Origin of the sequence: Marinobacter nanhaiticus D15-8W (assembly GCF_036511935.1) — a bacterium.
Classification (GTDB): Bacteria; Pseudomonadota; Gammaproteobacteria; order Pseudomonadales; family Oleiphilaceae; genus Marinobacter_A; species Marinobacter_A nanhaiticus.
Genome location: NZ_AP028878.1, coordinates 2,664,120 through 2,688,432, shown reverse-complemented (window position 1 = coordinate 2,688,432; position 24,313 = coordinate 2,664,120). Strand labels below are relative to the sequence as shown.

The 24,313-nt window shown below is 58.3% G+C and carries 16 protein-coding genes and 1 pseudogene; 7 read left to right on the top strand and 10 right to left on the bottom strand.

Translation table 11 applies throughout. From position 1 onward, the window contains the following. Positions 1–117 precede the first annotated feature (117 nt). From RE428_RS11960 to RE428_RS11920, 9 genes and pseudogenes are all read right to left on the bottom strand, one after another. A pseudogene (locus tag RE428_RS11960) lies at positions 118–1,722 on the bottom strand (BCCT family transporter). A 252-nt stretch (positions 1,723–1,974) separates the two neighbouring features. Continuing rightward, positions 1,975–2,769: an electron transfer flavoprotein subunit beta gene (gene etfB / locus RE428_RS11955; protein ID WP_004582246.1), complete on the bottom strand. Its 795-nt coding sequence runs from the start codon at positions 2,767–2,769 to the stop codon at positions 1,975–1,977. Further along, a complete protein-coding gene (gene etfA, locus RE428_RS11950; protein WP_004582245.1) occupies positions 2,759–4,060 on the bottom strand; it encodes an electron transfer flavoprotein subunit alpha in 1,302 nt (433 codons plus the stop codon). Before etfA ends, etfB begins: the two co-directional genes overlap by 11 nt. Next, positions 4,060–6,000, bottom strand: a complete 1,941-nt coding sequence (locus RE428_RS11945; RefSeq protein ID WP_004582244.1) for a (Fe-S)-binding protein — start codon at positions 5,998–6,000, stop codon at positions 4,060–4,062. The genes etfA and RE428_RS11945 overlap by 1 nt, the downstream gene beginning before the upstream one ends. A gap of 21 nt (positions 6,001–6,021) precedes the next feature. Continuing rightward, positions 6,022–8,085 carry a dimethylglycine demethylation protein DgcA gene (gene dgcA / locus RE428_RS11940; RefSeq protein ID WP_004582243.1) on the bottom strand — a complete coding sequence of 688 codons (2,064 nt, stop codon included), beginning with the start codon at positions 8,083–8,085 and terminating at the stop codon, positions 6,022–6,024. 49 nt (positions 8,086–8,134) lie between these two features. Next, on the bottom strand, positions 8,135–8,689 hold the full coding sequence (locus tag RE428_RS11935) for a DUF5943 domain-containing protein (protein WP_004582242.1): 555 nt from the start codon (positions 8,687–8,689) through the stop codon (positions 8,135–8,137). 2 nt (positions 8,690–8,691) lie between these two features. Beyond that, positions 8,692–9,669 (bottom strand): dipeptidase, encoded by a 978-nt coding sequence (locus tag RE428_RS11930; protein ID WP_004582241.1) that lies wholly within the window; start codon positions 9,667–9,669, stop codon positions 8,692–8,694. 488 nt (positions 9,670–10,157) lie between these two features. Continuing rightward, positions 10,158–11,303, bottom strand: coding sequence for a choline metabolism transcriptional regulator GbdR (gbdR, locus tag RE428_RS11925; protein WP_004582240.1), 1,146 nt, complete (start codon positions 11,301–11,303; stop codon positions 10,158–10,160). A 467-nt stretch (positions 11,304–11,770) separates the two neighbouring features. Then, entirely contained in the window at positions 11,771–12,898 is a 1,128-nt protein-coding gene (locus RE428_RS11920; protein WP_040882677.1) for an FAD-binding oxidoreductase, read from the bottom strand. A 288-nt stretch (positions 12,899–13,186) separates the two neighbouring features. On the opposite strand from RE428_RS11920, the gene RE428_RS11915 reads away from it, so the two are divergent. Then, positions 13,187–14,458, top strand: a complete 1,272-nt coding sequence (locus RE428_RS11915; RefSeq protein WP_004582238.1) for an aromatic ring-hydroxylating oxygenase subunit alpha — start codon at positions 13,187–13,189, stop codon at positions 14,456–14,458. Between the two features lie 62 nt (positions 14,459–14,520). On the opposite strand, the gene fdhA is transcribed toward RE428_RS11915, so the two are convergent. Next, complete coding sequence (gene fdhA / locus RE428_RS11910; protein WP_004582237.1) at positions 14,521–15,720, bottom strand: formaldehyde dehydrogenase, glutathione-independent; 1,200 nt, start codon at positions 15,718–15,720, stop codon at positions 14,521–14,523. A 329-nt stretch (positions 15,721–16,049) separates the two neighbouring features. Between fdhA and glyA the strand changes: the two genes are divergently transcribed. The 6 genes from glyA to RE428_RS11880 all read left to right on the top strand — a co-directional run bounded on the left by glyA (position 16,050) and on the right by RE428_RS11880 (position 24,266). Continuing rightward, positions 16,050–17,312, top strand: a complete 1,263-nt coding sequence (glyA, locus tag RE428_RS11905) for a serine hydroxymethyltransferase (protein ID WP_004582236.1) — start codon at positions 16,050–16,052, stop codon at positions 17,310–17,312. Between the two features lie 41 nt (positions 17,313–17,353). Beyond that, positions 17,354–18,736: an L-serine ammonia-lyase gene (locus RE428_RS11900; protein WP_004582235.1), complete on the top strand. Its 1,383-nt coding sequence runs from the start codon at positions 17,354–17,356 to the stop codon at positions 18,734–18,736. A 211-nt stretch (positions 18,737–18,947) separates the two neighbouring features. After that, the gene (locus RE428_RS11895) at positions 18,948–20,201 is read left to right on the top strand and encodes a sarcosine oxidase subunit beta family protein (protein WP_004582234.1); all 1,254 of its coding nucleotides are present in this window, start codon (positions 18,948–18,950) and stop codon (positions 20,199–20,201) included. Positions 20,202–20,214: 13 nt separating this feature from the next. Next, on the top strand, positions 20,215–20,517 hold the full coding sequence (locus RE428_RS11890) for a sarcosine oxidase subunit delta (RefSeq protein WP_004582233.1): 303 nt from the start codon (positions 20,215–20,217) through the stop codon (positions 20,515–20,517). Positions 20,518–20,527: 10 nt separating this feature from the next. Then, complete coding sequence (locus RE428_RS11885) at positions 20,528–23,548, top strand: sarcosine oxidase subunit alpha (RefSeq protein WP_004582232.1); 3,021 nt, start codon at positions 20,528–20,530, stop codon at positions 23,546–23,548. Continuing rightward, positions 23,541–24,266 (top strand): sarcosine oxidase subunit gamma, encoded by a 726-nt coding sequence (locus tag RE428_RS11880; RefSeq protein ID WP_004582231.1) that lies wholly within the window; start codon positions 23,541–23,543, stop codon positions 24,264–24,266. Before RE428_RS11885 ends, RE428_RS11880 begins: the two co-directional genes overlap by 8 nt. Positions 24,267–24,313: the final 47 nt, after the last annotated feature.

Here is a 24,313-nt window from a genome sequence, read left to right as displayed (position 1 = left end):
CGGGTAAGCGGAATTTTTTCGATGTCCTATCAATCATCAGGTTCTCGGCTCAAAACTGAGTTTTGAAATTGTGAGATCGGGCAGGAGTGATCGTTACGATGGCCCCTGCCCCGACCTTTACGCTTTGCTATAGCCCAGCTTTCTGGCATCTCCGGAAAGACCCATATAGAGACTCACGCACATGAGTATCAGGATAACGGCGAACGGCAAACCTGCGGTCACGGCGCCGGCCTGGAGTGCCTGTAACGCCTGAGCACCTCCACCAAACAGCAAGGTAGCCGCAATCACGCCTTCCATAGTGGCCCAGAACACACGCTGGGCAACCGGCACATCCTCTTTGCCTCCGGCGGTGATTCCGTCAATCACCAGTGAACCTGAATCGGAGGACGTTACAAAGAACACCAGGACCAGGACGATGGCAAGGAAGGATAGCAACGCGGTAAAGGATATCGCCTCCATCATCTGGAACATGGCGAGCGGTACTTCAGTCAGTCCGCCACTTAAGGCGCCCACCCCAGCCTGGATCTGATCAAGCGCATTACCGCCAAAAGCGGTCACCCAGATGCCACAGACAAGGGTCGGGATGATCAGCACGGCGAGCATGAATTCCCTCACCGTACGGCCTTTGGAGACGCGGGCGATAAACATACCGACGAAAGGCGACCAGGATATCCATCAGGCCCAATAGAAAACCGTCCAACCGTGAAACCAGGTCTCGTCATCGCGTCCCACCCAGTTGCTGAGGGCCACGATATTCTGACCATAGGAACTAAACAGGTTGATCAGGTTTGAGAAGAAACCACTGACAGAGCCAAGGGCGATGACCGCAAGCAGCAGGATAAATGCGATCACCATATTGATGTTGCTCAGTAACTTGACGCCGCCCTCAAGCCCGCGAACGACAGAGAAAATCGCGATGGCCGTAATAAAGGCAATCAACCCGATCTGGGTACCCATCCCATTTTCGACAAGACCAAGGTAAGCCAGACCGCTCGCGGCCTGCTGTGCGCCCAGGCCCAGCGATGTGGCGAGGCCGAATATCGTTGCCAAAACTGCCACGATGTCTATGGCGTCCCCGATTCGGCCCCAGGTGCGATTGCCAAGTATCGGATAGAAAGCCGACCGGATCGTGAGGGGCAGGCCTTTGTTGTAGGCAAAGAAAGCAAGGGACAACCCAACAATGCCATACATGGCCCAGGGGTGGAGGCCCCAGTGGAACATTGTGGCGCCAAGGGCCAGCGACTTGCCGGCTTCCGTGTTGGCAGCCACATTGAGCGGCGTGCCATACCAGTCGGTAAAATAGGCCACTGGCTCGGCGACGCTCCAGAACATCAGACCGATACCCATACCGGCGGCAAACAGCATGGCGAACCAGGATAGCGTGGAAAATTCAGGCTTTGCATCGATACCGCCAATGCGAACCTTTCCCGCTGGCAGGAAAATCAACGCCAGACAGAAAACCACGAACAGATTCCCGCCGGCCATAAACAGCCAGTCAAAGTGATCGATAACCCAGCCTCGTGCTCCAAGCAACAAGCCATTGGCCGCTTCAGGGGTATACAGGGTGGCTGCAACGAAAAGAATGATGAGCGTGGCGCTGACGCCGAATACCGGGTTGTGGATATCGAACCCGGCGATTTTGACGTTATCTTGTCCGATCTTGTAGTCGATGCTGTCGTACGAACTGGCAACGTCGACCGCTGGTTTCACGCGTTCGGTCATGGGGCTCTCCAGAGTAATCAATGATTATCGGATTCCGTTGGGGTGCCGGAAGCCATATCGAATGAGCCCGGGATGCCGCGTGTAACTGATTGGAATTATCGTGTCTCAGCTGATTCGATGTGTTCCGGGTAACATTGATGGTATGGAATTGAGGGCTGGCGCTGATCTCTAGCTGCGACATGTAAATTAGGTTGCGTGTCTTAAAACGGCAACTTCATACAAGCCGTGGCGGCGGTTAACCCTATCGTGTAACTACCGCACGACGCCTTCAGAAACCAGTAACGCCATGATCGCCGCAGCTTTCTCGCTGTCGGTTCCCTCGCGAATAATCGTTCCGCCCTGCCCCTGAGGCTTTGCCGTCGCCGCCTTGAATCGATCGGCCGCAGACGTGGCTTTCGCAATCGGTAGGCGCTTCGGTCTTGGTCTTGCGGGAGAGCACTGCCATTGCAGTCGCGCGTCGTCCGTTGGTGCGGGTACGGTCAGGTCGACCAGTTGGCCGCGATTGGCCGGGCCGAACGCGTATTGGCGCGCATCCGGTGCTGCGTTGTCGACCGTGGCTACAAAAGGCAGAGGCACGCGCAGTAGGCGGCGCTGCCCGCGAGGAAGCGCCTGCAGCACATCTGCTTTACCGTTTTCGACCTTGTAGATATCGGCAATACGCGGGACCAGGGGCCAACCGAGACGTTCCGCCAGAAGATAGGGGGTCATGCCTGACCCTTCCCCCCGTTCAGCATGGACTCCGGTCAGCAGAATGTCCGGCATTGTCTCGGCCGGCGCGGTCTGTAGGTGATCGCCAAGTACGGGAACGGCATCCGCGTCTTCATCGGCAACCAGCCGGGTGATGCGTCCCAGGCCCATACCCAGGTATTGGCGCAGGCCTTCCTCATGACAATTGCCGACATGAATGGCCTCAAAATTGTCGCCGCTCATCTTAAGACCAAGTTCTACAGCACGCGCATCCTGGCTGGCGCGTCGGGCGCGACCGGATTTAGGGTGTTGTCCGACGGACACTAGGGCAGCAACCTTGAGATTGGTATCAGGCCACATGACGTGCTTCCTCGTCGGTTTGTACGGTTGGCGATGTTGCGCCTGAAGATGCTGATTGCCGATGCGCCCTGGTCAATTGCAGCAGTGCTTCGAGAATGGTGTAGCTGTCGCCGATAACGCTGAGGTCGGCCCGTCTAACCATGTCACAGCCCTCGTCGACATTTATGGCGACCACCTTATTGCATTGGCCAATCCCCTGGAGATGCTGAATGGCGCCGGAAATACCCACGGCTATGTATACCTGCGCCGAAACCCAGGTGCCCGAGGCGCCGACCTGCCGGTAACGGGGCATATGGCCCGCATCCACCGCGACCCGGCTGGCACCTTCGGTGGCGCCGAGAGCGGAGGCGACTTCATGGAATTGCGCCCAGTCACGTATGCCGTTACCCGCGGACAGAATGAACTCTGCCTCGTCCAGGGCGATTGTGGCTGGATCGACCTCGACTTGCCCAAGATCTTCGATAGATACCGAAACCTCCGAAATCGAGGCCAATTCGATATGCGTGGCCTCATGCCGTGTTTCATCGACAGGCCGTGCGCATTCCTCGGCCAGCAACAGCACCCGCCCGGTCGGACGAAGCCAGTCTGTCAACTGGTTGCCGCCACGGCATAGGGTCTGCTCCCTATCCACTTTCCAGGCATGGACGGCGGGACGTTCGCCGAGTCTTGCGGCGAGTCGGGCACCAAGATCCGCGCCCCCGTGAACTGAATCGGGGAACAACCAGTAACGTGGCGCCAGCTCCAACTCGATGGCCTCGAGTACCGCCATCCTGATTTCCGGACAGTAGCCGTCGAAGGCAATACCTCCAAGCTCGTTCAGGTGAATGACCCTGTCAGCGCCTGCCGTGTCAAAGCCGGTCTCACGGGACTCGCCCAATACGACAGCGACGACCGCGCCCTGCCCCTCATTGTCCCGGGCCAGTTGTTGCGCCTGGCCCAGCACATCCCTGTCATGACTGGTAAGTCGCCCGCCCACGAGATCCAGGACGGCGGCAATATAGAATTCAGGCTCAAGCACCTGATGGAGGGGAAGCGTAACCTCTGCTGGCCGGGATGGGCCTCTGGCGCCTATAGTGTTGCCTGATAGTGCAGGCGTCGAACGGCTGCTACGGTCAATGCGTTTGATCCCTTGGGGGCCGATAAAACCCACACCGTGGGGATTTTTGCGCAGGAGGCCTGTCGGTCCACGCACGGGTCCGGTTTCCGCCGCTACCAGCTCGTCATGCTGCACGTGCAGACGATTTCTCAAGATCCACTCGTTGCGCGGATTACGCCGGGGGACGTCATTCATCAGCACACCTCCTCTACCTCGGCGCGGACTACCCGGGCGCTGGGTTCGAGCACCTCGTCTACCAGGGCTTCCGCAACCAGTTCGGCGACATCGTGAATAGCCGGTCGCGGTTCAACCACACCTTCGAGCATGGCGGTGCACTGTTGGCAGGCGACGGCAATGGTATCCGCCTCTACCTCCCGGGCATCGTTCACTCGCATATCCGCGATGCGGTGTTCTCCAGGAACATCCGTTATGGGTGCTCCACCTCCCCCGCCACAGCAACGGGAGCGATAACCCGAGCGTTCCATTTCGCTGACTGTGATTCCCAGGGCTGCAAGCAATGCGCGAGGAGCCTCGTACTCGCCGTTATAGCGACCGAGATAGCAAGGATCATGATAGGTAACGGTCCCGCGCTTGATCCGGTCCAGCTTGATACGCCCCTGCGCGACGAGTTCATTGATAAACGTGCTGTGGTGCGCGACATCGTAGTGACCGCCGAAATCGCCGTACTCGTTCTTGAGAACGTGGAAGGCATGGGGATCGGTGGTCACGATCCGGCGGAACCGGTATCTGCCCAGCGTGGCGATATTGTGTTTGGCAAGCATCTGGAAGGTCGCGTCGTCGCCGAGGCGTCGGGCAACATCGCCGGAATCGCATTCCTCGTTGCCAAGAACCGCGAAATCGACGTCGGCGGCTTTGAGGATCTTGACGAACGCCCTTAGAATGCGTTGGCTACGCATATCGAAACAGCCGTCGCTGACCCAGAACAGCACCTCAGCCTCCTGCCTGTCGGCCATTAAGGGCAACGCCAGATCTGCGGCCCAGTTCATGCGACTGCCAGGCTCATAGCCCCCGGGATTGTCGGTGGCGATCAGGTTGTCCAGTACCTCAGCGCCTTTATTCGGCGTTTTCCCGCGCTCAAGCGTCAGGTGGCGACGCATATCGACGATCGCGTCGACGTGTTCGATCATCATTGGACATTCTTCGACACAGGCCCGACAGGTCGTGCAGGACCATAGGGTATCGGCGTTGACAAGTCCGTCCACGATAGGCTGGTGGGGACTGCCCTGCGCGTTACCGACGTCGATACCTGGGTAGGGGCTACCGGCATAGTTGGCGTCGCTTCCGGCGGTCAGGCCAACGACCATGTCCTGGATCAGCTTCTTCGGGTTCAGGGGCTGGCCCGCCGCAAAGGCCGGGCATACGGCTTCACAGCGACCGCATTGGACACAGGCATCGAAGCCGAGCAGTTGGTTCCATTTGAAGTCCGCCGGTTTGGCCACCCCCAACGGGCCATCGAGATCGACGGGTTTCAGGCCGGTCGATCGCCCGCCGCCAAAGCGCTCCGGGCGCCGATGGAAAGCAAGGTGCAAAGCACCGGCGAAGGCGTGCTTCATCGGCCCGCCCCACCCCATGCCGAAAAGCAGCTCTGACAAGCCGAGGATGACCCCCACCAGCAATACACTGACGATAACCCCGTGTTCCAGGTTTTCGGGGAGGACGTCGGACGCCAATAGCGTAAGTAGAAAGAACGAGCCGGAAAACGCGAGGAGATTTTTCGGCAAACGCATCCACGGGCCCTTTGACAGTCGCGCCGGCGGATGACGACGGCGACGGTATACAAACAGGGCTCCAACGAACATGGTGAGTGTCGATGCCAGAAGCGGAATCGTGATCCACCGACTTTCGAGTCCGAATACATAGACCGGAATGATGAGCAGCATGGACAACACGAAGCCGCCTGCCGTCGCGACGTGTGTATTGGACATCGGTTTGTCACGCGCTACCACGTGGTGCAGATCCACCAGGTACCGCCGCGGCATGGCCAGTAGTCCCGCTATCAGGTTGACTGGTTCGGGACGACCCGCGCGCCAGAGGCGAATACGACGGATGGCACCAATGGCAAAAAGACCAAGGGCGATCGTTATCAGCGCTGGAAGCAGCCAATCAGGGAGCATCATGTACCTCACTGGTAGAAGCTAGAGGTCCTTGCACAAGCGCAACGCATCGTAGATCGCTGCGTGGGTATTCCGCTGGGAGACGCAATCGCCGAGTCGCCACAGGATCATGCCGCTACCCGCTTCATCGAGAGCGGGCTGGGCCTTGCAGGCATACAGCGCCTCGGTGTCGATCTGCCCTTTGTTGATCGAACCCGGTTTCAACGCGTAGTACAGGGCCTCGTTGGGCCGTGTTCCATTCTCGATGACGACCTGGTCCACCACCCGCTCTTCCCTGTTGCCGGTGTACTCGTTTTCCAGGACGGCGATCTTCTTGTCGCCCTCGGCGTAAACCTTTTCCAGCACCAGGTCCGAGGTCATGATCACTTCCCGCTCGTATAAGCTGCGGTAGTAGGTCGGGAACGTCGTTCCACCGATACCGACACCGGGCTTGATATCATCGGTGACGAGCTCGACCTGGGCCCCTTTTGCCGCCAGATAATCCGCTACGGACATGCCCGAAAACTCGCAGATCGTGTCATAGACAAGGACGTTCTTTCCAGGCTCGACCCGACCGCTGAGAATGTCCCAGGACGAAACGACCAGATTGTCCTCGAAGCCCCACTCAGGATTCTGTTCAATGAAGGGCGTGCCCCCGGTCGCCAGGATGCAGAGGTCGGGCTGGAAATCGCGGATCACAGAGGCGTCGGCTTCAAGATTGAACTTGAGGTCGACCCCGAGTCGCTCCAGTTCCAATGCGTACCATCGGGTGATCCCGGCGATCTGGTCACGTTGCGGCGCCTTGGCGGCAAGCGTGATCTGGCCGCCAAGTTCACCGGCCTTTTCAATCAGCGTCACATCATGGCCGCGCTCAGCAGCAACGCGCGCAGCTTCCATCCCGCCGGGACCACCGCCAACGACCACGACCTTGCGAACAGGACCGTCGGTTTTCTCGATAATATGAGGCAACCCAAGGTGTTCCCTGGAGGTGGCGGCATTCTGGATACAGAGCACGTCCAGCCCCTGGTATTGCCGGTCGATACAGTAGTTCGCACCGACGCACTGACGGATCTGATCGACCTGGTTCATTTTGATCTTCGCGATCAGGTGCGGGTCGGCGATATGGGCCCGGGTCATGCCGACAAAGTCCACGTAGCCCGCCTCCAGGATGCGCTGGGCCTGATTGGGATCCTTGATGTTCTGTGCATGGATAACGGGGACGTCGACCACCTCCTTGATACCTGCGGCCAGATGCAGGAAGGGCTCAGGCGGAAATGACATGTTGGGAATGACGTTTGCCAGGGTGTTATGGGTGTCGCAGCCGGAGCCCACAACGCCAAAGAAGTCCAGCAAGCCGGTATCGTTGTAATACCGGGCGATCTGCTTCATGTCCTCATGGTTCAGACCATCGGGATGGAACTCATCACCGCAGATACGAAGACCCACGGCAAACTCACGACCCACTTCGGCGCGTACGGCTTTCAACACCTCGATACCGAAGCGCATTCTGTTTTCGAAGCTGCCGCCCCACTCGTCCGTACGCCTGTTGACACGTGGTGACCAGAATTGGTCGATCATGTGCTGATGAACAGCGGACAACTCGACGCCGTCCAGCCCACCCTCCCTGGCGCGCCGGGCCGCCTGGGCAAAGTCGCCGATGATGCGCCAGATGTCCTCTTCCTCGATGGTTTTACAGGTGGCCCGGTGCACGGGCTCCCGGATGCCTGACGGTGACATCAGGTTGGGCCAGTTTTCGCCATCCCACCGAGAGCGGCGTCCCATGTGGGTAATCTGTATCATGATCTTGCCGCCATGCTTGTGCACGGCATCCGCCAGATTCTGGAAGTGCGGAATGATACGGTCCGTCGACAGGTTGACCGAGCTCCACCAGCTTTGTGGGCTGTCGATGGAAACGACACTCGAGCCCCCGCAGATACAGAGGCCGCAACCGCCCTTGGCCTTTTCTTCGTAATACTTGACGTAACGATCGGTCGTCATCCCGCCATCGGTGGCATAGACCTCGGCATGCGCGGTACTGACGATACGATTACGGATGGTCAGCTGGTTGATCTGTAAAGGTCGAAAAAGTGCTTCAAACTGGGACATCGTGTCGCTCCTGCCTGCCAACCGGACGTTGCATCGACATTCGAATGCGTTATTGCTGTGATGCCGTGAGCGTCCCCAACGGCTTTACGTCGAAGAGGCCATGGTTCACGCCTTCCTCCGCAGCGCTTTGTGTCAGCTCGGCCTGCGTACGGATGTCATAACCGAGGGCGCTGGCGATCTGGTCCATCGCACCGGCGAACCAGCCGGTGAACATGTAATCGACTTTGCGCCCTACCTTTCCGTAGTGATAGACGAAAGCCGAATGATCCAGGCGGACCCTGGCAAGACCGCGTGGGACGTCCAGATATTCAACGGTGAACAAGCCCCACCCTCGTTGCGACAGGCGTTTCATGTAATGGTCGAATACATCGCTGCCGCTGAGGCCGTGTAATGTTGCTTCCTTCTCGCACCAGTGCCAGGCCGATTTGTAGCCGGCCTTATAGAGAATCACGGCGTAACGATCTGGGCCGATTTCCTCTTCGATGGCCTGGTGGTTGTTGATGAAGAAATGCCGGGGGACATAGAGCATGGGCAAGGCGTCTGTGGTCCAGATACCGGTCTCGCTGTCGACTTCGATAGGCAGTTCCGGGGCGTGTGTCGTCATGGCTAATCTCCCCATACATCGCCGAGGACGCGCAGCCAGTTTTCACCCATGATCTTGCGCGTCAGTTCTACCGAGAATCCGTTGCGTAGGAGCGCTGCGGTCAGGTTGGGAAATTCGCCGACCGTGCGGATGCCTTCGGGGTTAACGATCTTCCCGAACTGTGTGAGCTCACGGGCGTAGCCCTTGTCGTGGGTGAGCCAGTCGAAGAACGCCTTGTCCTGCCCCTGGGTAAAGTCAGTGCCTATACCCACCTGGTCTTCACCGACGATTTCCACGATGTAGGCGATCGCCTCAACGTAGTCGTCGATGGTTGCGTCTGGCCCCTTCTTCAGGAACGGCGTGAACATGGTGACGCCGACAAATCCGCCACGCTCGGCAATGAACTTGAGCTCGTGATCGGACTTGTTGCGAGGATGCTCCTTAAGACCTGAAGGTAGGCAATGGGAATAGCAGACCGGTTTGCGGGACTCGAGGATCACTTCCTCGGAGGTCTTGCTGCCCACGTGTGAAAGGTCACACATGATGCCAACGCGATTCATTTCGGCAACGACTTCGCGCCCGAATCCCGATAGCCCGCCGTCCCGTTCGTAGCACCCGGTACCGATGAGATTCTGGGTGTTGTAGCACATCTGGACGACGCCAACGCCGAGGTCCTTGAAGATCTGGATGTAGCCGAGCTGGTCCTCAAAGGCGTGGGCATTCTGGAAGCCCATGATGATGCCTGTCTTGCCCTGCTCTTTGGCTTTGCGAATGTCTTCAGTGGTCCGGACCTTGATGACCAGGTCGCTGTTCTCTTCGATGAGCTCGTTGACCTGGACGATGTTGTCGACCGTCGCCTGGAAATCCTCCCAGACAGAAACCGTGCAATTGGCCGCGGTGAGCCCGCCCCGGTGCATGTCTTCAAAGAGCTCGCGCCCCCACCTGGCGATGATGAGGCCATCGATAATGATTGAGTTCTGGTGCAATTCGGCTTCGTTCATGCGACACCCCGGTCGTTATCTGGATCTAGGTGAAGTGTATCCATGGGGTGTGACTTCAAATTCACTGGAAGCGACAGCGGGAGCACCAAAATCGGCAGCCGCTAAACCAGCCAGTCCGTTTTGGCAGTAGAGGTAGCCCAACGGGATAACGGTATAAAGTCGCCTGACCGAGCAGCAAACCGGCTTTGAGTCATCCACAAAAAAGGTTCATCGCGGATTAGCGGGAATCTTTATAACGGAAAGCATTCCGGGAATGGGCAGCCCGCCGGGCTGCTCCGAAGCTGAAGCGTCGGCTACATTTTTCAGATAACTCGGGCATGTAGCAGATGCTTCAGCTTCTGAGGCGCCGAAGGTGCCCATGGTCTTACGACTCGTGCGGGGGACTCCCGGCCTCCCCGTCGCGCTAATCCGGGATAAACCACAAAAAAGCCCGTGATCGACGGCGACTCACGGGCCTGGAAAGCGGGAGCTGTATGCGCGTCCGGCGATCAACCTGAAGCGGCGAGCTCCTGGATGGTCGATTGCTGATCGAACATGAAGTTGACCGATCCGTAGGAGGGTTCGGCCCGGGCAATCTGCAATGCCACGTTCGACGATGTAGGCAACGCCACAAGGGTACTGTCGCTGTGTGATTCCATTCGCTTGAATGACCAGACGGCTGTGCGTTCCTCCTTCGGTGAAATGCCGACGTACTTGCGATAGCACCGGCTGAAATGAGGTGCGGATACGAAACCACACATCGAGGCCACTTCGATAATCGAACAGGTGGTTTGCTTGAGGAGCTGCCGAGCCCGGTCCAGTCTGAGCTTCAGGTAATAACGGGATGGCGTGCAGTTGAGATGTTTAAGAAACAGCCGTTCCAGTTGGCGACGGGAAATACCGACGAAGCTCGCCAGTTCCTCAAGCTCTATGGGTTCCTCAAGGTTCGCCTCCATGAGCTCGGTGACTTCGGCGAGCTTGGGCTGGGAAGTGACAAGCAAACGGCGCAGCGGGGTGCGTTGTAACTCATTGTCCGGACGTACGCGATCGCAGACGAACATGTCACAAACGGCGTTGGTCAGGGCCTTGCCATGTTGGCGGGTGATCATGCTGAGCATCATGTCCATGGGAACGCTACCGCCGGTGCACGTCATGCGATCACGATCCAGGGTATAGAGGTGGTTGCTGCATTTCACCCGGGGAAATCGCTCCTGCAGCGACGCCAGGCACTCCCAGTGAACGCTGCATTGGTAACCGTCCAGCAACCCTCCGCTGGCCAGGACATAAGCACCCGTGCAAATGGCGCCCAGCAGGACCTTCCTGTGTGCCTGTGTCTGGAGCCAATGCACCTCTTTGGCGCCAAAACTCCGTGTGATGTCGACACCGCCGACGACGATAACGATATCAAATGATCCCTTGTCGTCGATCGATCCATCCGGCGAAATCGCAATGCCATCGCTGGCCTTGACCGCCTCGCCATCACGGGACAGGAGCTGCCAGGTATAAAGCTCGGAACTGGTAAGCTGGTTGGCCATCCGCAGCGGATCGATGGCCGATGCCAGGGCAACCAGGGTGAAATTGTTAATTAGCAGGAAACCAACCCGATAAGGTTCTGTACCAACCGCTCTTTCTCGAGAAACAGTACTCTCTCTCATGGACTTACCTCTCTCTGGTTTTCAGTCCTTTATAATCAGCGGAGGCTGAACTCTAGTCGGATCGAATCTGGCAACAGCTTACGTCACGTCGCTCCGAACGAGTCTGGCACCGCCCTCCGGGCCATTCCTGGTAGTACGAGAGTGTGCATTCTGAAACAGTGAGGTTGCGGTCTCGGGTGCAGAAACCACTGGTCAGCCTCAGCAAATTCCGTTCCATTGAATCGGGGCCTCGCCTGGAATAATCCGCTGCTATTCGAAGCAAGGGGGCGCCGAACTCATGCAATAGGTGTTGAAGAGACATATTAAGGCCGGTTACGGACAAGCCTATGTTCAGAAAACGTCGTATCTGCCCCAACTTCGAGTCCAAATACGACACCGATGAAAAAATAATAGGCATAACCCAAGAGTTACGCCTCATTTCGGCATACCTGCAGTTGGACGGCTTTCGCCCTGGAGACGAAGGTCGCTCAACCTTCGATGGTGATGTTGGACAGCGGGGTGCTGCAACAGGACAGTATGTACCCTTCCACAAGGTCATCCTCTGTAATGCCGCCATTGTGCTGGATGTCGACTTCACCGGATGTCTTGAGCACTTTGCAGGTACCGCATATTCCCACCCCACAGGCTTTGGGGATGTTCAGGCCCAAACGGCTGGCGGCAGCATGGACGGTTTCGCCGGGAAGGACCTGGATACTCTTGCCTGACGCCGCGAAGTCGACGGTGTACGTGTCAGCATCCTTGACTTCCTCCGCCTGCTTCTCGGCCAGCTCGGCCTGCTCCAGGACATCCTGGGTCACCGTAGCCGGTGTCGCCCCGAACGATTCCTCGTGATAGTTCGACAGATCGAACCCGTTTTCGATAAGGACGTTCCTTATCGCACGCATATAGGGTGTCGGGCCGCAACAGAAGATGCGGCGAGTCAGATAATCCGGAGCAATCATCTTCAGTTTGGCCTCGTCCAGGTAACCCCGGTAGCCGTTCCAGGCCTGCCCTATGTCGGTGCGCTCGCATATAACGCTGAGATTGAAGTTGGGGATGCGTGAGCACATGTGTTCCAGCTCGCGCTGGAAGATGACATCTCTGGGCGTGCGGGCGCTGTGTATGAACGTGATATCGATTTCGGCATTGGTATCGAAGTGCCATCGTGCCATGGACATCATCGGGGTGATGCCGACCCCGCCGGAGAGCAGCAGTACTTTCTCAGAGGTGTGGTCGATACAGTTGAAGTTGCCAACCGGTCCGTGCACCGCGAGCTCGTCCTGAACTTTCAGATTGTCATGCAACCAGTTAGATACATGTCCTCCGGGCACCCGTTTTACGGTAATCGAGAAACTGTAAGGCACAGACGGTGAGCTGGAGATCGTGTAAGAGCGCATGATCTTTTCGCCATCGATTTCAAGCTCAAGTGTTACGAATTGACCTGGCTTGAAGAAAAACATGATGGACTGTTCGGCGTTGAAGCAGAACGTCTTCACGTCCCAGGTTTCCTCGATCACACGCACGCAGCGGACCAGGTGCCGCCCGTTGGCCCAAACCCTCGTATTGAGCGCGCTGAAATGGCTTGGAGGTTCGACGGCTTCGGTGACACTGGTCATAGATTTGATCTCCATCGTGGATATGTCGACACCGGTGGAACTACGCCAGTCCATTCTGGTTAAAACCAGGCATCACGAGTTAACCATTTACGACAAAGTCTTGATCAACTTCTCCAATTACAGTGCTGTCCTGCCTCCTCGCCCTACCGCCAAGTCGAATTAATCACCACGAGTGTCGCTAACGGACAAACGATTTTCCTGCGCCCTGCGGAGAATGGCATTCAGCGAACCTGTGCCACCGGCGGAAAGAATGCACGCCGAATTCACCTCTTCAAAGGATATGCTCAAATGACCGAGTTCGACCTGCTCAATCTGAAATACAACCACATCGAGGACGCTCGACTGGACATGAGCCGCATCCTTGCCGAGCGTGCTCGTCAGTTTTCGCTGCCGCAATCGTTATATAACGACCCGTTCCTGTTCCGGATCGATATGGAAGAGGTGTTCATGAAGGAATGGTTGTTCGTGGGTATGGCGTGTGAGATTCCTTCGCCGGGGGCTTACATGACCGTGGACATTGGCCAGAACCCGGTACTGGTGGTGCGGGACAGGGACGGCGGAATTCGAGCTTTTCATAATGTATGCCGCCATCGGGGATCGAGGGTGTGTACTGGGAAGAGAGGCAAGGTTGCCAACCTCACCTGCCCCTACCACCAATGGACCTACGACCTGAAAGGCGACTTGATCTACGCCGGAACAGAGATGGGCGAGGGTTTCGATAAATCCGATTTTGGCCTGAAGCCTGCGCATTGCAAAACGGCAGGTGGCTTCATTTATGTTTGCCTTGCCGAGCACGAGCCTCCTGAAATCGACCAATACCTGGCCGCGCTCGAGGCTTATATGGAGCCCTATGACATGGAAAATGCGAAGGTCGCAGCCGAATCGACGCTTGAAGAGAATGCCAACTGGAAACTGGTCATCGAGAACAACCGTGAGTGCTATCACTGTTCGGGGTCTCATCCCGAGCTCCTGCGCACGCTGTTGGAATGGGACGACACGACAGATCCTCGTGCGACGCCGGAGTTCAAGGCGCAGTACGAGCGGCAGGCTGCCGAATGGGACCGTGAGGGGATTCCGCACAAGCATGTCGAGTTTGGGCTGAGAAATCGCATTGTGCGTATGCCGCTAAAAGATGGAACGGCCGTCATGACCATGGACGGCAAGCCTGCCTGCAAAAAACGGATGGGGCGAATCCAGAACCCTAATCTGGGATCGATGCGGCTGCTGCACTTGCCGAACTCGTGGAACCACATGCAGAGCGACCATATGATCGTCTTCCAGGTTCAGCCGGTATCGGCTCAAAAAACGCTGGTAACGACGAAATGGCTGGTCCACAAGGATGCGGTCGAGGGTGAGGATTACGATCCCGCGCAGTTGAGTTACGTTTGGGATCAAACCAACAAGCAGGATCGGGAGCTGGCAGAACAAAACCAGCGTGGCATCAATTCGTTGGCTTACCAGCCAGGGCCTTATTCCGAAACCTACGAGTTTGGCATTATCAATTTCCTGGACTGGTATGCCGATACGGTCCTCAAAAATCTCACGCATGACCGTTTGTAAGTCTAAGCCTGGAAGCGAGCCCCCTACTCCGGGGCTCGCAGTTCCGTTTACTGAGGTCTTCCTCAGGCAGCCACGGAGGCATGCGGATCGATGACGAATTTCTTGGCCGCGCCACCGTCAAAGTCGGCATACCCCTGCGGCGCCTGATCGAGACTGATCATCTGCACGTTGACCGCCCGCGCAATCTCCACCCGTCCAAACAGGATCGCCTGCATGAGCTGGCGATGGTATTTCATCACCGGACACTGACCGGTATGGAACGAATGTGACTTGGCCCAGCCAAGACCAAAGCGCATGCTCAACGACCCCTTCTGGGCAGCAGCCTCGGCGGCTCCCGGATCCTCGGTGACATAGAGCCCGGGAATGCCAATCTCACCGCCCGCCCGCGTGACCTGCATGGCAGCGTTGAGTACGGTCGCCGGCTGTTCATTGTGGTGGTCGTGCCCGCAAGCATGGGCTTCGAAACCCACGCAGTCGACGAAACAATCGACTTCCGGTTCTCCGAGGATCGATTCCAGCAGTTCAGGGAGCGGCGCATCCTGCTTCAGGTCAACCGTTTCACATCCAAAACTGCGGGCCTGGTCGAGCCGCTCGTCGATCATGTCACCGACAATCACGCAAGCCGCACCGAGCAAACGTGCGCTTGCCGCCGCCGCAAGGCCCACAGGGCCGGCGCCGGCCACGTAGACAGTGGATCCCGGCCCGACACCCGCCGTCACACAGCCATGGAAGCCGGTTGGGAAGATATCCGAGAGCAACGTCAGATCCTTGATCTTCTCCATCGCCTGGTCCGGGTCAGGGAACTTGAGCAGGTTGAAGTCGGCATAGGGCACCATGACGTACTCCGCCTGGCCACCCACCCAGCCGCCCATATCGACGTAGCCATAGGCGGCCCCTGGCCGGGCCGGATTGACGTTCAGGCAGATACCGGTCTTGCCCTCCTTGCAGTTGCGGCAGCGACCGCAGGCGATATTAAAGGGAACGGAAACGATATCCCCTTCACGCAGGAACTCCACGTCGCGACCGCATTCGATGATCTGACCGGTAATTTCATGGCCAAGGACCAGTCCTTGTGGCGCCGTTGTGCGGCCACGGACCATATGCTGGTCGGAGCCGCAGATGTTCGTCGTCAGGACTCGCAGTATGACACCATGGTCGCAACGGCGGTTGCCCAGGGCCAGTTCGGGAAAGGCGATTGATTCAACGGACACGTGACCGGGGCCTTGGTAGACCACGCCACGGTTGGATGCATTGTTGGTCATTGTGTCTTCCTTCATTGTGGACTGTTGTGGTGGAAGATTGCCTCTCCTACTCTAGCCCCCTGATAACCTGCCACATGCCTGAATACGACAGCTTTGTTCGCGTAGAAGACACGGATGATTACGCTGTCACTTCTTTGCCGGCATGAACCTGCCGGCCGGTTCCATTGACCAACGCATCGATCGTTTCCACCTCACCAGCCGCTGTCGCAAATCAATACCTCCGTGTCGTGCCAGAGCAGATTGTTCCTTCGGCTTGGGTCTACTATCCCACCAATCGCATCCATACCTGATCCGTCAGGTCGGCTTACCAGACACAGGAACCAGCAACCATGTTCGATACGACAGAAACCCTGGCTTCATACGACGACGCACTCTGGGCGGCAATGCAGGACGAAGCGGCCCGCCAGGAAGATCATCTTGAACTCATTGCCTCTGAAAACTATGCGAGTCCACTGGTTATGCAGGCGCAAGGCTCCTGCCTGACCAACAAGTATGCGGAGGGTTATCCGGCCAAGCGTTACTACGGCGGATGTGAGCACGTCGACCGGGTCGAGCAACTAGCCATCGACCGGGCTAAAGCGCTGTTCGGTGCCGACTACGCCAATGTCCAGCCGCACTCCGGGTCACAGGCCAACGCGGCTGTCTACATGGCGCTCCTGAACGCGGGCGACACAGTGCTAGGTATGAGCCTGGCGCATGGAGGTCACCTGACGCACGGTGCCCATGTGAGCTTTTCCGGCAAGCTATATAACGCCATCCAGTATGGACTCGACGAATCCACCGGCGAAATCGACTACGCACAGGTCGAAGCCCTGGCTCGGGAGCATAGGCCGAAGATGATTGTTGCGGGTTTTTCGGCGTATTCCCGCGTTGTCGACTGGGCAAAATTCCGGGAGATTGCCGACCAGGTCGGCGCCTACCTGATGGTCGACATGGCCCACGTTGCAGGTCTGGTCGCTGCAGGTGTCTACCCCGACCCGCTACCGCATGCCCACGTGGTCACCACGACCACGCACAAGACGCTTCGGGGCCCGAGGGGTGGTCTTATCCTCTCCCGGGGCCAGCCTGAACTCGACAAGAAACTGAACGCCGCGGTCTTCCCCGCGGGTCAGGGCGGTCCGCTGATGCATGTCATTGCAGCCAAGGCGGTGGCCTTCAAGGAAGCTGCCGAGCCGCAATTTCACGCCTACCAGCAACAGGTGGTGACGAATGCCCGCGCAATGGCTGACGTTTTTATCGCCCGGGGTTATGACGTGGTGTCTGGCGGCACCGACAATCACCTGTTCCTGTTGAGTCTTGTGAAGCAGGGGCTTACTGGCAAGGCCGCCGATGCTGCCCTCGGCGAGGCTCACATAACCGTTAACAAGAATGCAGTGCCCAACGATCCGGAGTCGCCCTTTGTCACGTCCGGCTTACGTATCGGTTCTCCGGTTGTAACCACTCGCGGTTTGGGTGAATCTGAATGTCAGGTGCTGGCCGGTTGGATCGCCGACGTATTGGATGCCCTACAGGCTGGAGACCCCAGTGCGACCATTGCAGGGGTCCGCGAGAAGGTGAGCCAGCTTTGCCGGGATTTCCCCGCCTACGGTTGATCCAACAATTCGGCCGCGTTCGATGCTAGAGGGGATGCGCTATGGCTATCAGTCTTTTCGATATGTTGAAGGTCGGTATCGGTCCGTCGAGCTCCCATACGGTGGGGCCGATGACAGCGGCCAGGCGTTTTGCTCGCGGCGTTCAAAAAACGGGGCGTTTGCACGAGGTCGTTCGTGTGGATATCCAGCTTTTCGGTTCCGTGGGCGCAACCGGTAAGGGCCATGGCACGGGACCTGCGGTTCTGCTCGGCCTCGAGGGGCAACGACCGGACCGTATCGATCCGGCGATTCTCATGCCCCGAATGGAAAAAATATGTAACCAGGGGACGCTTAACCTGAACGGTGAACATGCTATTCGGTTTAGCGAAAAAGACGACCTAACGTATCACCGTCAGCAAAGCTTGCCCTACCACCCTAACGGTATGCGCTTTACGGCATTTGACGCCGACGGACGCGTTCTACGCGAACGCACCTATTACTCTGTGGGTGGTGGTTTTGTCGTCGACGAAAAAGCCGCAGGTGCCGATCGGATTGTAGAGGACAAAACGCCACTGCCCTATCCGTTCAAGACCGGCGAGGAGTTGCTGAGGCAGTGCGATACCCATGCCCTCTCAATCGCAGAGGTTATGCTCGCCAATGAACAAGCCTGGCGTTCGGTGGATGAGATCCGCGACGGCATCCTTCATATCTGGGAGGTCATGCAGGAATGTGTGCGTAACGGCATCAGCAACGAAGGTATCCTTCCGGGCGGTCTCAAGGTCAAGCGACGCGCGGCATCGCTTCATGCACTGCTGATCGCCGCAGACCGCAAAGATCTCATATCGCCCTCACTGAGTGCCATGGACTGGGTCAACCTGTACGCCCTGGCCGTCAATGAGGAAAACGCAGCCGGCGGCCGCATGGTTACCGCACCGACCAACGGCGCGGCAGGCATTATCCCGGCAGTACTCCATTACTACTGGAACTGGTGCCCGGATGCCAATGAGGAAGGGGTTATACGTTTTCTCCTGACCGCAGCGGCTATCGGCATCCTGTTCAAGGAAAATGCGTCGATCTCCGGCGCCGAGGTGGGATGCCAGGGCGAAGTCGGATCGGCGTGCGCCATGGCCGCAGCGGGTCTTGCCGCTGCCACCGGTGGCACGCCCCGCCAGGTCGAGAATGCTGCGGAAATTGGAATGGAGCACCACCTGGGGCTGACCTGCGACCCCATCGGCGGGCTGGTACAGGTGCCCTGCATCGAGCGCAACGCCGTCGGCGCGGTCAAGGCGATAAATGCCGCCGTTATGGCCCTGCGCGGAAACGGCGAGCATTTTGTCTCTCTCGACAAAGTTATCCGGACCATGCGCGATACCGGGCGCGATATGCTCGACAAATACAAGGAGACGTCCCGGGGTGGGCTCGCCGTCAACGTCATTGAATGTTGATTGCCTTGGCGCTTCATGGCCACCCCATGACATGAATTTCCCCCATCCTGTCGCAAATCCTTCCCAGGGTGTCGCGGTCAAGCAGATAGGCCAGCCGACACACACATACTATCAATGCATGTCGGCGTCATGACGAGGGTTCACCTGGACTGAGGCGCTGATCTTTACATCCGCGCCGGCCCATTCCCATGGCCACCAGAAGGAGCCCGTCATGCAGAAATACTCCGGATTTGGACTGCTCAAACACGCCCTGACTTACCACGAGAACTGGCAACGTGTCTGGCGCAACCCGAAGCCCAAACGCAAGTATGACGTCATCATCGTGGGTGGTGGTGGCCATGGCCTGGCAACGGCCTATTACCTGGCCAAGGAACATGGCATCACGAACGTGGCCGTGGTGGAAAAAGGTTACCTGGGCGGTGGCAATACCGCACGTAACACCACCATCGTCCGTTCGAATTACCTGTGGGACGAAGCGGCGCTACTCTACGAACACGCCATGAAGCTATGGGAAGGGCTTGCCCAGGAACTGAACTACAACCTGATGTTCTCGCAACGGGGCGTGTTGAACCTGGGCCATACGCTACAGGACATGCGGGACATCCATCGCCGGGTTAACGCTAATCGATTGAACGGTATCGACAGCGTTGCCCTGGACACCCAAGGCGTGCAGGAAATCGTGCCGATCATGGACTGTAACGCGAACCGGCGTTACCCGGTATTGGGTGCGTCCTGGCAGCCTCGCGCCGGTGTTGCCCGGCATGACGCCGTCGCCTGGGGCTTCGCCCGCGCCGCCGACGCCATGGGTGTGGACCTGATTCAGCAGTGCGAAGTAACCGACATTCTTACCGAGGACGGCGCAGCCGTTGGCGTGGAAACGAAACAGCATGGTGTCCTCCGTGGCGACCGTATCGGCTGCGTTGTGGCCGGCAACTCCGGCGTGCTGGCCAAAATGGCAGGCTTCGAGCTGCCGGTGGAGTCACATCCCCTGCAGGCACTGGTCTCCGAACCGATTCGACCGATACTGGACACGGTGGTCATGTCGAACCACGTCCACGGCTACATTTCCCAGTCCGATAAGGGTGACCTCGTCATCGGTGCGGGTATCGACGGCTACAACGGCTACGGCCAGCGCGGCTCCTACCCGACGATCGAGCACACGCTCCAGGCGATCGTGGAAATGTTCCCGATTTTCAGCCGGGTGCGAATGAATCGCCAATGGGGCGGCATCGTCGATACCTGCCCGGATGCATGTCCAATCATTTCCGATACACCGGTCGAGAACCTCTTCTTCAACTGTGGATGGGGTACCGGCGGGTTCAAGGCAACGCCCGGCTCGGGGCACGTCTTTGCCGCCACCCTTGCCAAAGGCCAGGCCCATGAACTGGCCAGGCCCTTCTCCATGTTCCGCTTCCATAACGGGGCGCTGATCGACGAACACGGCGCTGCTGGCGTCGCCCACTAACGGAGGACATGCCATGTTCTATATCTACTGTCCCTATTGCGGCGAGCACCGGGAAGAAGAGGAATTCCATGCCAAGGGTCAGGCCCATCTGGCACGCCCGGCCGACCCGGACGCAACCAGTGACAAGGAATGGGGGAATTTCCTCTATTTCCGTTCGAATCCGCGCGGCCTGCATCACGAACTCTGGATCCACGCCATCGGATGTCGCCGGTTCTTCAATATCGCACGAGACACCCAGAGCTACGAGATCCTGGAAACATACCGGATCGGCGAAAAGCCCAGCGTGACCCTAACCAACGATACACAGCAGGCCTGAGGGGCGAACCATGAACCAACCCAACCGTATCGAGCGTGGTGGCAGAATCGATCGCAACCGGCCGCTAACGTTTACGTTCAACGGCCAGACCTACCAGGGATTCGCGGGCGATACGCTGGCCTCGGCGCTGCTGGCCAATGGCGTTGATATCGTCGGGCGCAGCTTCAAGTACAGCCGACCACGAGGCGTCGTTGCTGCAGGCGCCGAGGAGCCGAATGCGATCTTCCAGGTCGGCGCAACAGAGGCCACACAGACACCGAATGTCCGGGCAACCCAGCAGGAACTGTTCGAAGGCCTGGTCAGCGAACCCACCAGTGGTTGGCCGAATCTGAACTTCGACTTCCTTGGCGTCATCGGCGCCCTGTTCGGACGCATGCTGCCCCCCGGGTTTTACTATAAGACCTTCATGTTCCCGCAGGCCGCATGGGAAACCTACGAGAAATATATCCGCAAAGCCGCCGGTCTTGGTCGCTCACCACGGCTCCCGGATGTGGATACGTACGATCACCTTAACCACCACGCGGACGTCCTCATCGTTGGCGCGGGGCCTGCCGGGTTAGCGGCTGCCCTGTCTGCTGGTCGTTCCGGCGCCCGGGTGATTCTAGCCGATGAACAGCCCGAAATGGGCGGTTCGTTGCTGGATAGCAGTGAATCCATCGACGGCAGACCGGCAGCCGATTGGGTTAAGACGGCGCTTGATGAACTGGCGGGTAACGCCAACGTACTGCTGCTGCCCCGCTCGACCGTCAATGGGTACCACGACCATAATTTCCTGACGATCCACGAACGCCGCACCGATCACCTTGGCGACAGGGCCCCGGCCAACCAGTCACGCCAGCGCATGCATCGGGTCAGGGCTAAGTGGGTCGTGCTTGCAACCGGGGCCCATGAGCGCCCGCTGGTGTTCGGCAACAATGACCTGCCGGGCTGTATGCTGGCGTCAGCAGTATCGACCTATATCAAGCGCTATGCGGTCGTTCCCGGCCATCGGCTCGTATTGATGACGACCAACGATAATGCTTACCAGACCGCGTTTGACTGGCAGGATGCCGGTCGCGAAGTCGTGGCTATCGTGGATTCACGGCAGGGTGTGGGCGGCACCCGACAGGATGAAGCCCGCCGTCGGGGTATTAAATTACATACCGGCCACGCCGTCATTGAAGCGCGGGGTCGCAAACGGGTCCAGGGGGCCGTCCTGTGCGGACTTAGCGCTGATGGCAGTCAGGTTGCCGGAAGCGACCAGCTATTGGCTTGCGATACCCTGGCGACCTCCGGTGGCTGGAGTCCGGTGGTTCACTTGTCATGCCACACCGGTAGTCGTCCCGTCTGGGACGATGACGTTATCGGTTTCGTACCTGGCAGTACGGTACAGAAGCAGCTCGTAGCGGGAGCGGTGACCGGGCGGTTCCGATTGGATAAATGCCTCGAAAATGGCGCAGAAGTCGGCGCTCTGGCGGCAACCCGCGCAGGCTATCCCACGGAACCTCTTCCGGTGCCGTCCACCGAAATCGCAGCGGAACTGCGCCCGATGGCCCTGTTTTGCGTCCCCCACCATAAACCGAACAGCCGGGCTCCCAAGCAGTTTGTAGACTTCCAGACCGACGTCACTGCGGCGGCCATTGAGTTGGCGACGCGAGAGGGGTTTGAATCCATCGAACACGTCAAACGTTATACCGCGATGGGTTTTGGTACGGACCAGGGCAAGCTCGGCAACATCAATGGAATGGCTGTCGCGGCCAAGTCGCTGAATCAAACCATTGCCCAGACGGGCACAACCATCTTCCGGCCCAACTACACGCCAGTCACTTTTGGCGCTATCGTCGGCCGCCACTGCAATGATCTGTTCGATCCCATGCGGTATACCGCAATGCACGCGTGGCATGTCAGTCACGGCGCGCTGTTCGAAGACGTGGGTCAATGGAAGCGTCCTTGGTATTACCCCAGGCCGGGCGAAACGATGCAGCAGGCACTGGACCGTGAATGCCTGGCTACTCGCAACAGCGTGGGCATTCTCGACGCATCCACCCTTGGCAAGATCGATATCCAGGGCAAAGACGCCCGCGAGTTCCTGGGCCGGATCTATACCAATGCCTGGGCCAAGCTGGCACCCGGTAAATGCCGCTATGGGTTGATGTGCAAAGAGGACGGCATGGTGTTCGATGATGGCGTCACGTCCTGCCTGGGCGAGAACCATTTCCTGATGACAACCACAACCGGCGGAGCTGCCGGCGTTCTGGAATGGCTGGAACTCTATCACCAGACAGAGTGGCCTGAGCTGGAAGTCTACATGAACAGCGTGACCGACCACTGGGCCACGATGACTATCGCGGGGCCGAACGCACGCAAACTCCTGTCTGAACTCACTGATGACATCGATCTCGACAAGGACAACTTCAGGTTCATGGACTGGCGCCAGGGTACCGTGGCGGGTGTGCCCGCCCGGGTGTTCCGCATTTCCTTCACAGGCGAACTCTCATACGAAATCAATGTACAGGCGAATTATGGCCTGCACGTCTGGGAAGCCTTGTTTGAGCATGGCGCCAAATACGAGCTCACACCCTACGGTACCGAGACCATGCACATCCTGCGCGCGGAAAAGGGTTTCATCATTGCCGGCCAGGATACCGATGGCTCTGTGCATCCCTATGACCTCGGCATGAGCTGGGCCGTCAAGGAGGACAAGCCCTTCAGCTTCATTGGCAAGCGTGGCATGAAGCGGGAGGATTGCGTGCGCCCCGATCGCAAGCAACTGGTTGGCCTGAAAACCCGTAACCCTGCCATCGTACTGCCGGAAGGCGCCCAGGCCGTCAACGATCCGAACCAGCCCAAGCCAATGCGCATGCTGGGACATGTCACCTCGAGCTATTACAGCGCCAACCTGAAACGTTCCATCGCCATGGGATTGATCCGCAATGGCCACAATCGGGATGGCGATATCGTTTACTACCCCCTCGATAATGGCGAAGTCGTCGAAGCGGAAATCTGCAGCACGATCTTCCTGGACCCGAAAGGAGAGCGTCAAAATGTCTGATCTCAACCATGCCGCGATCACCGAGGCCACAAAGCCGGGTGTCGCCCTGATGGACCAACGACCTGCTGCCGACGTGCCTGCCCGGAGTCCGCTTTGCGAGATGCGTCCTTCCAGGCCGGAGGACACAGCAACGCGGGCTGGCGTCTTCATGTGGGAAGACGCCCTGAAAACCCACCTGATCCTGCGTGGTAATGGAGAATCAGAGGAATTTCGTAAAGGCGTCAAGGCCGCAACGGGGTTCGAGCTGCCCGGTCCGCTGCAAAGCAGCCAAAACGATGACTGGTCATTGAGCTGGATTACGCCGGACGAGTGGCTACTCATAGGACCCGGTGACCAGGCTTTCCTTATGGAGCACCAGTTGCGTACTCAGCTTCATGGGCATTATGCCGTAATCAATGTGGGCGGGGGCCAGACTGTCGTCCGGTTGTCGGGAGCCGAGGCCAGGTCGGTCATCATGAAGAGTTGCCCCTATGACGTTCACGACCGTAATTTCCCGGTCGGCAAAGTCGTAACGACCGTGCTGGCCAAATCACAGGCGACATTGCGTCGTCTCGGCGATGACGACTGGGCATTCATCGTAAGACGCAGTTTCGCCGACTACATCTGGCGATGGCTGGCCGACGCTGCCGGTGAATATGGCCTTTCTATCGGCGAGCCGCCATTGCCGGAAAGGACAAACGTCGGCGATAGGTCTGACGTTGGCACTGTGGCGGGCTGAATCCCGCCTACTGACGAAGCAACAGTTAAAGAAGACCTGACTCCGGG

Coding starts and splice junctions, on each gene's coding strand:
- etfB (WP_004582246.1), bottom strand. CDS start 2,769: ATGTGGCCTGATACCAATCTCAAGGTTGCTGCCCTAGTGTCCGTCGGA.
- etfA (WP_004582245.1), bottom strand. CDS start 4,060: ATGAATGACGTCCCCCGGCGTAATCCGCGCAACGAGTGGATCTTGAGA.
- RE428_RS11945 (WP_004582244.1), bottom strand. CDS start 6,000: ATGCTCCCTGATTGGCTGCTTCCAGCGCTGATAACGATCGCCCTTGGT.
- dgcA (WP_004582243.1), bottom strand. CDS start 8,085: ATGTCCCAGTTTGAAGCACTTTTTCGACCTTTACAGATCAACCAGCTG.
- RE428_RS11935 (WP_004582242.1), bottom strand. CDS start 8,689: ATGACGACACACGCCCCGGAACTGCCTATCGAAGTCGACAGCGAGACC.
- RE428_RS11930 (WP_004582241.1), bottom strand. CDS start 9,669: ATGAACGAAGCCGAATTGCACCAGAACTCAATCATTATCGATGGCCTC.
- gbdR (WP_004582240.1), bottom strand. CDS start 11,303: ATGAGAGAGAGTACTGTTTCTCGAGAAAGAGCGGTTGGTACAGAACCT.
- RE428_RS11920 (WP_040882677.1), bottom strand. CDS start 12,898: ATGACCAGTGTCACCGAAGCCGTCGAACCTCCAAGCCATTTCAGCGCG.
- RE428_RS11915 (WP_004582238.1), top strand. CDS start 13,187: ATGACCGAGTTCGACCTGCTCAATCTGAAATACAACCACATCGAGGAC.
- fdhA (WP_004582237.1), bottom strand. CDS start 15,720: ATGACCAACAATGCATCCAACCGTGGCGTGGTCTACCAAGGCCCCGGT.
- glyA (WP_004582236.1), top strand. CDS start 16,050: ATGTTCGATACGACAGAAACCCTGGCTTCATACGACGACGCACTCTGG.
- RE428_RS11900 (WP_004582235.1), top strand. CDS start 17,354: ATGGCTATCAGTCTTTTCGATATGTTGAAGGTCGGTATCGGTCCGTCG.
- RE428_RS11895 (WP_004582234.1), top strand. CDS start 18,948: ATGCAGAAATACTCCGGATTTGGACTGCTCAAACACGCCCTGACTTAC.
- RE428_RS11890 (WP_004582233.1), top strand. CDS start 20,215: ATGTTCTATATCTACTGTCCCTATTGCGGCGAGCACCGGGAAGAAGAG.
- RE428_RS11885 (WP_004582232.1), top strand. CDS start 20,528: ATGAACCAACCCAACCGTATCGAGCGTGGTGGCAGAATCGATCGCAAC.
- RE428_RS11880 (WP_004582231.1), top strand. CDS start 23,541: ATGTCTGATCTCAACCATGCCGCGATCACCGAGGCCACAAAGCCGGGT.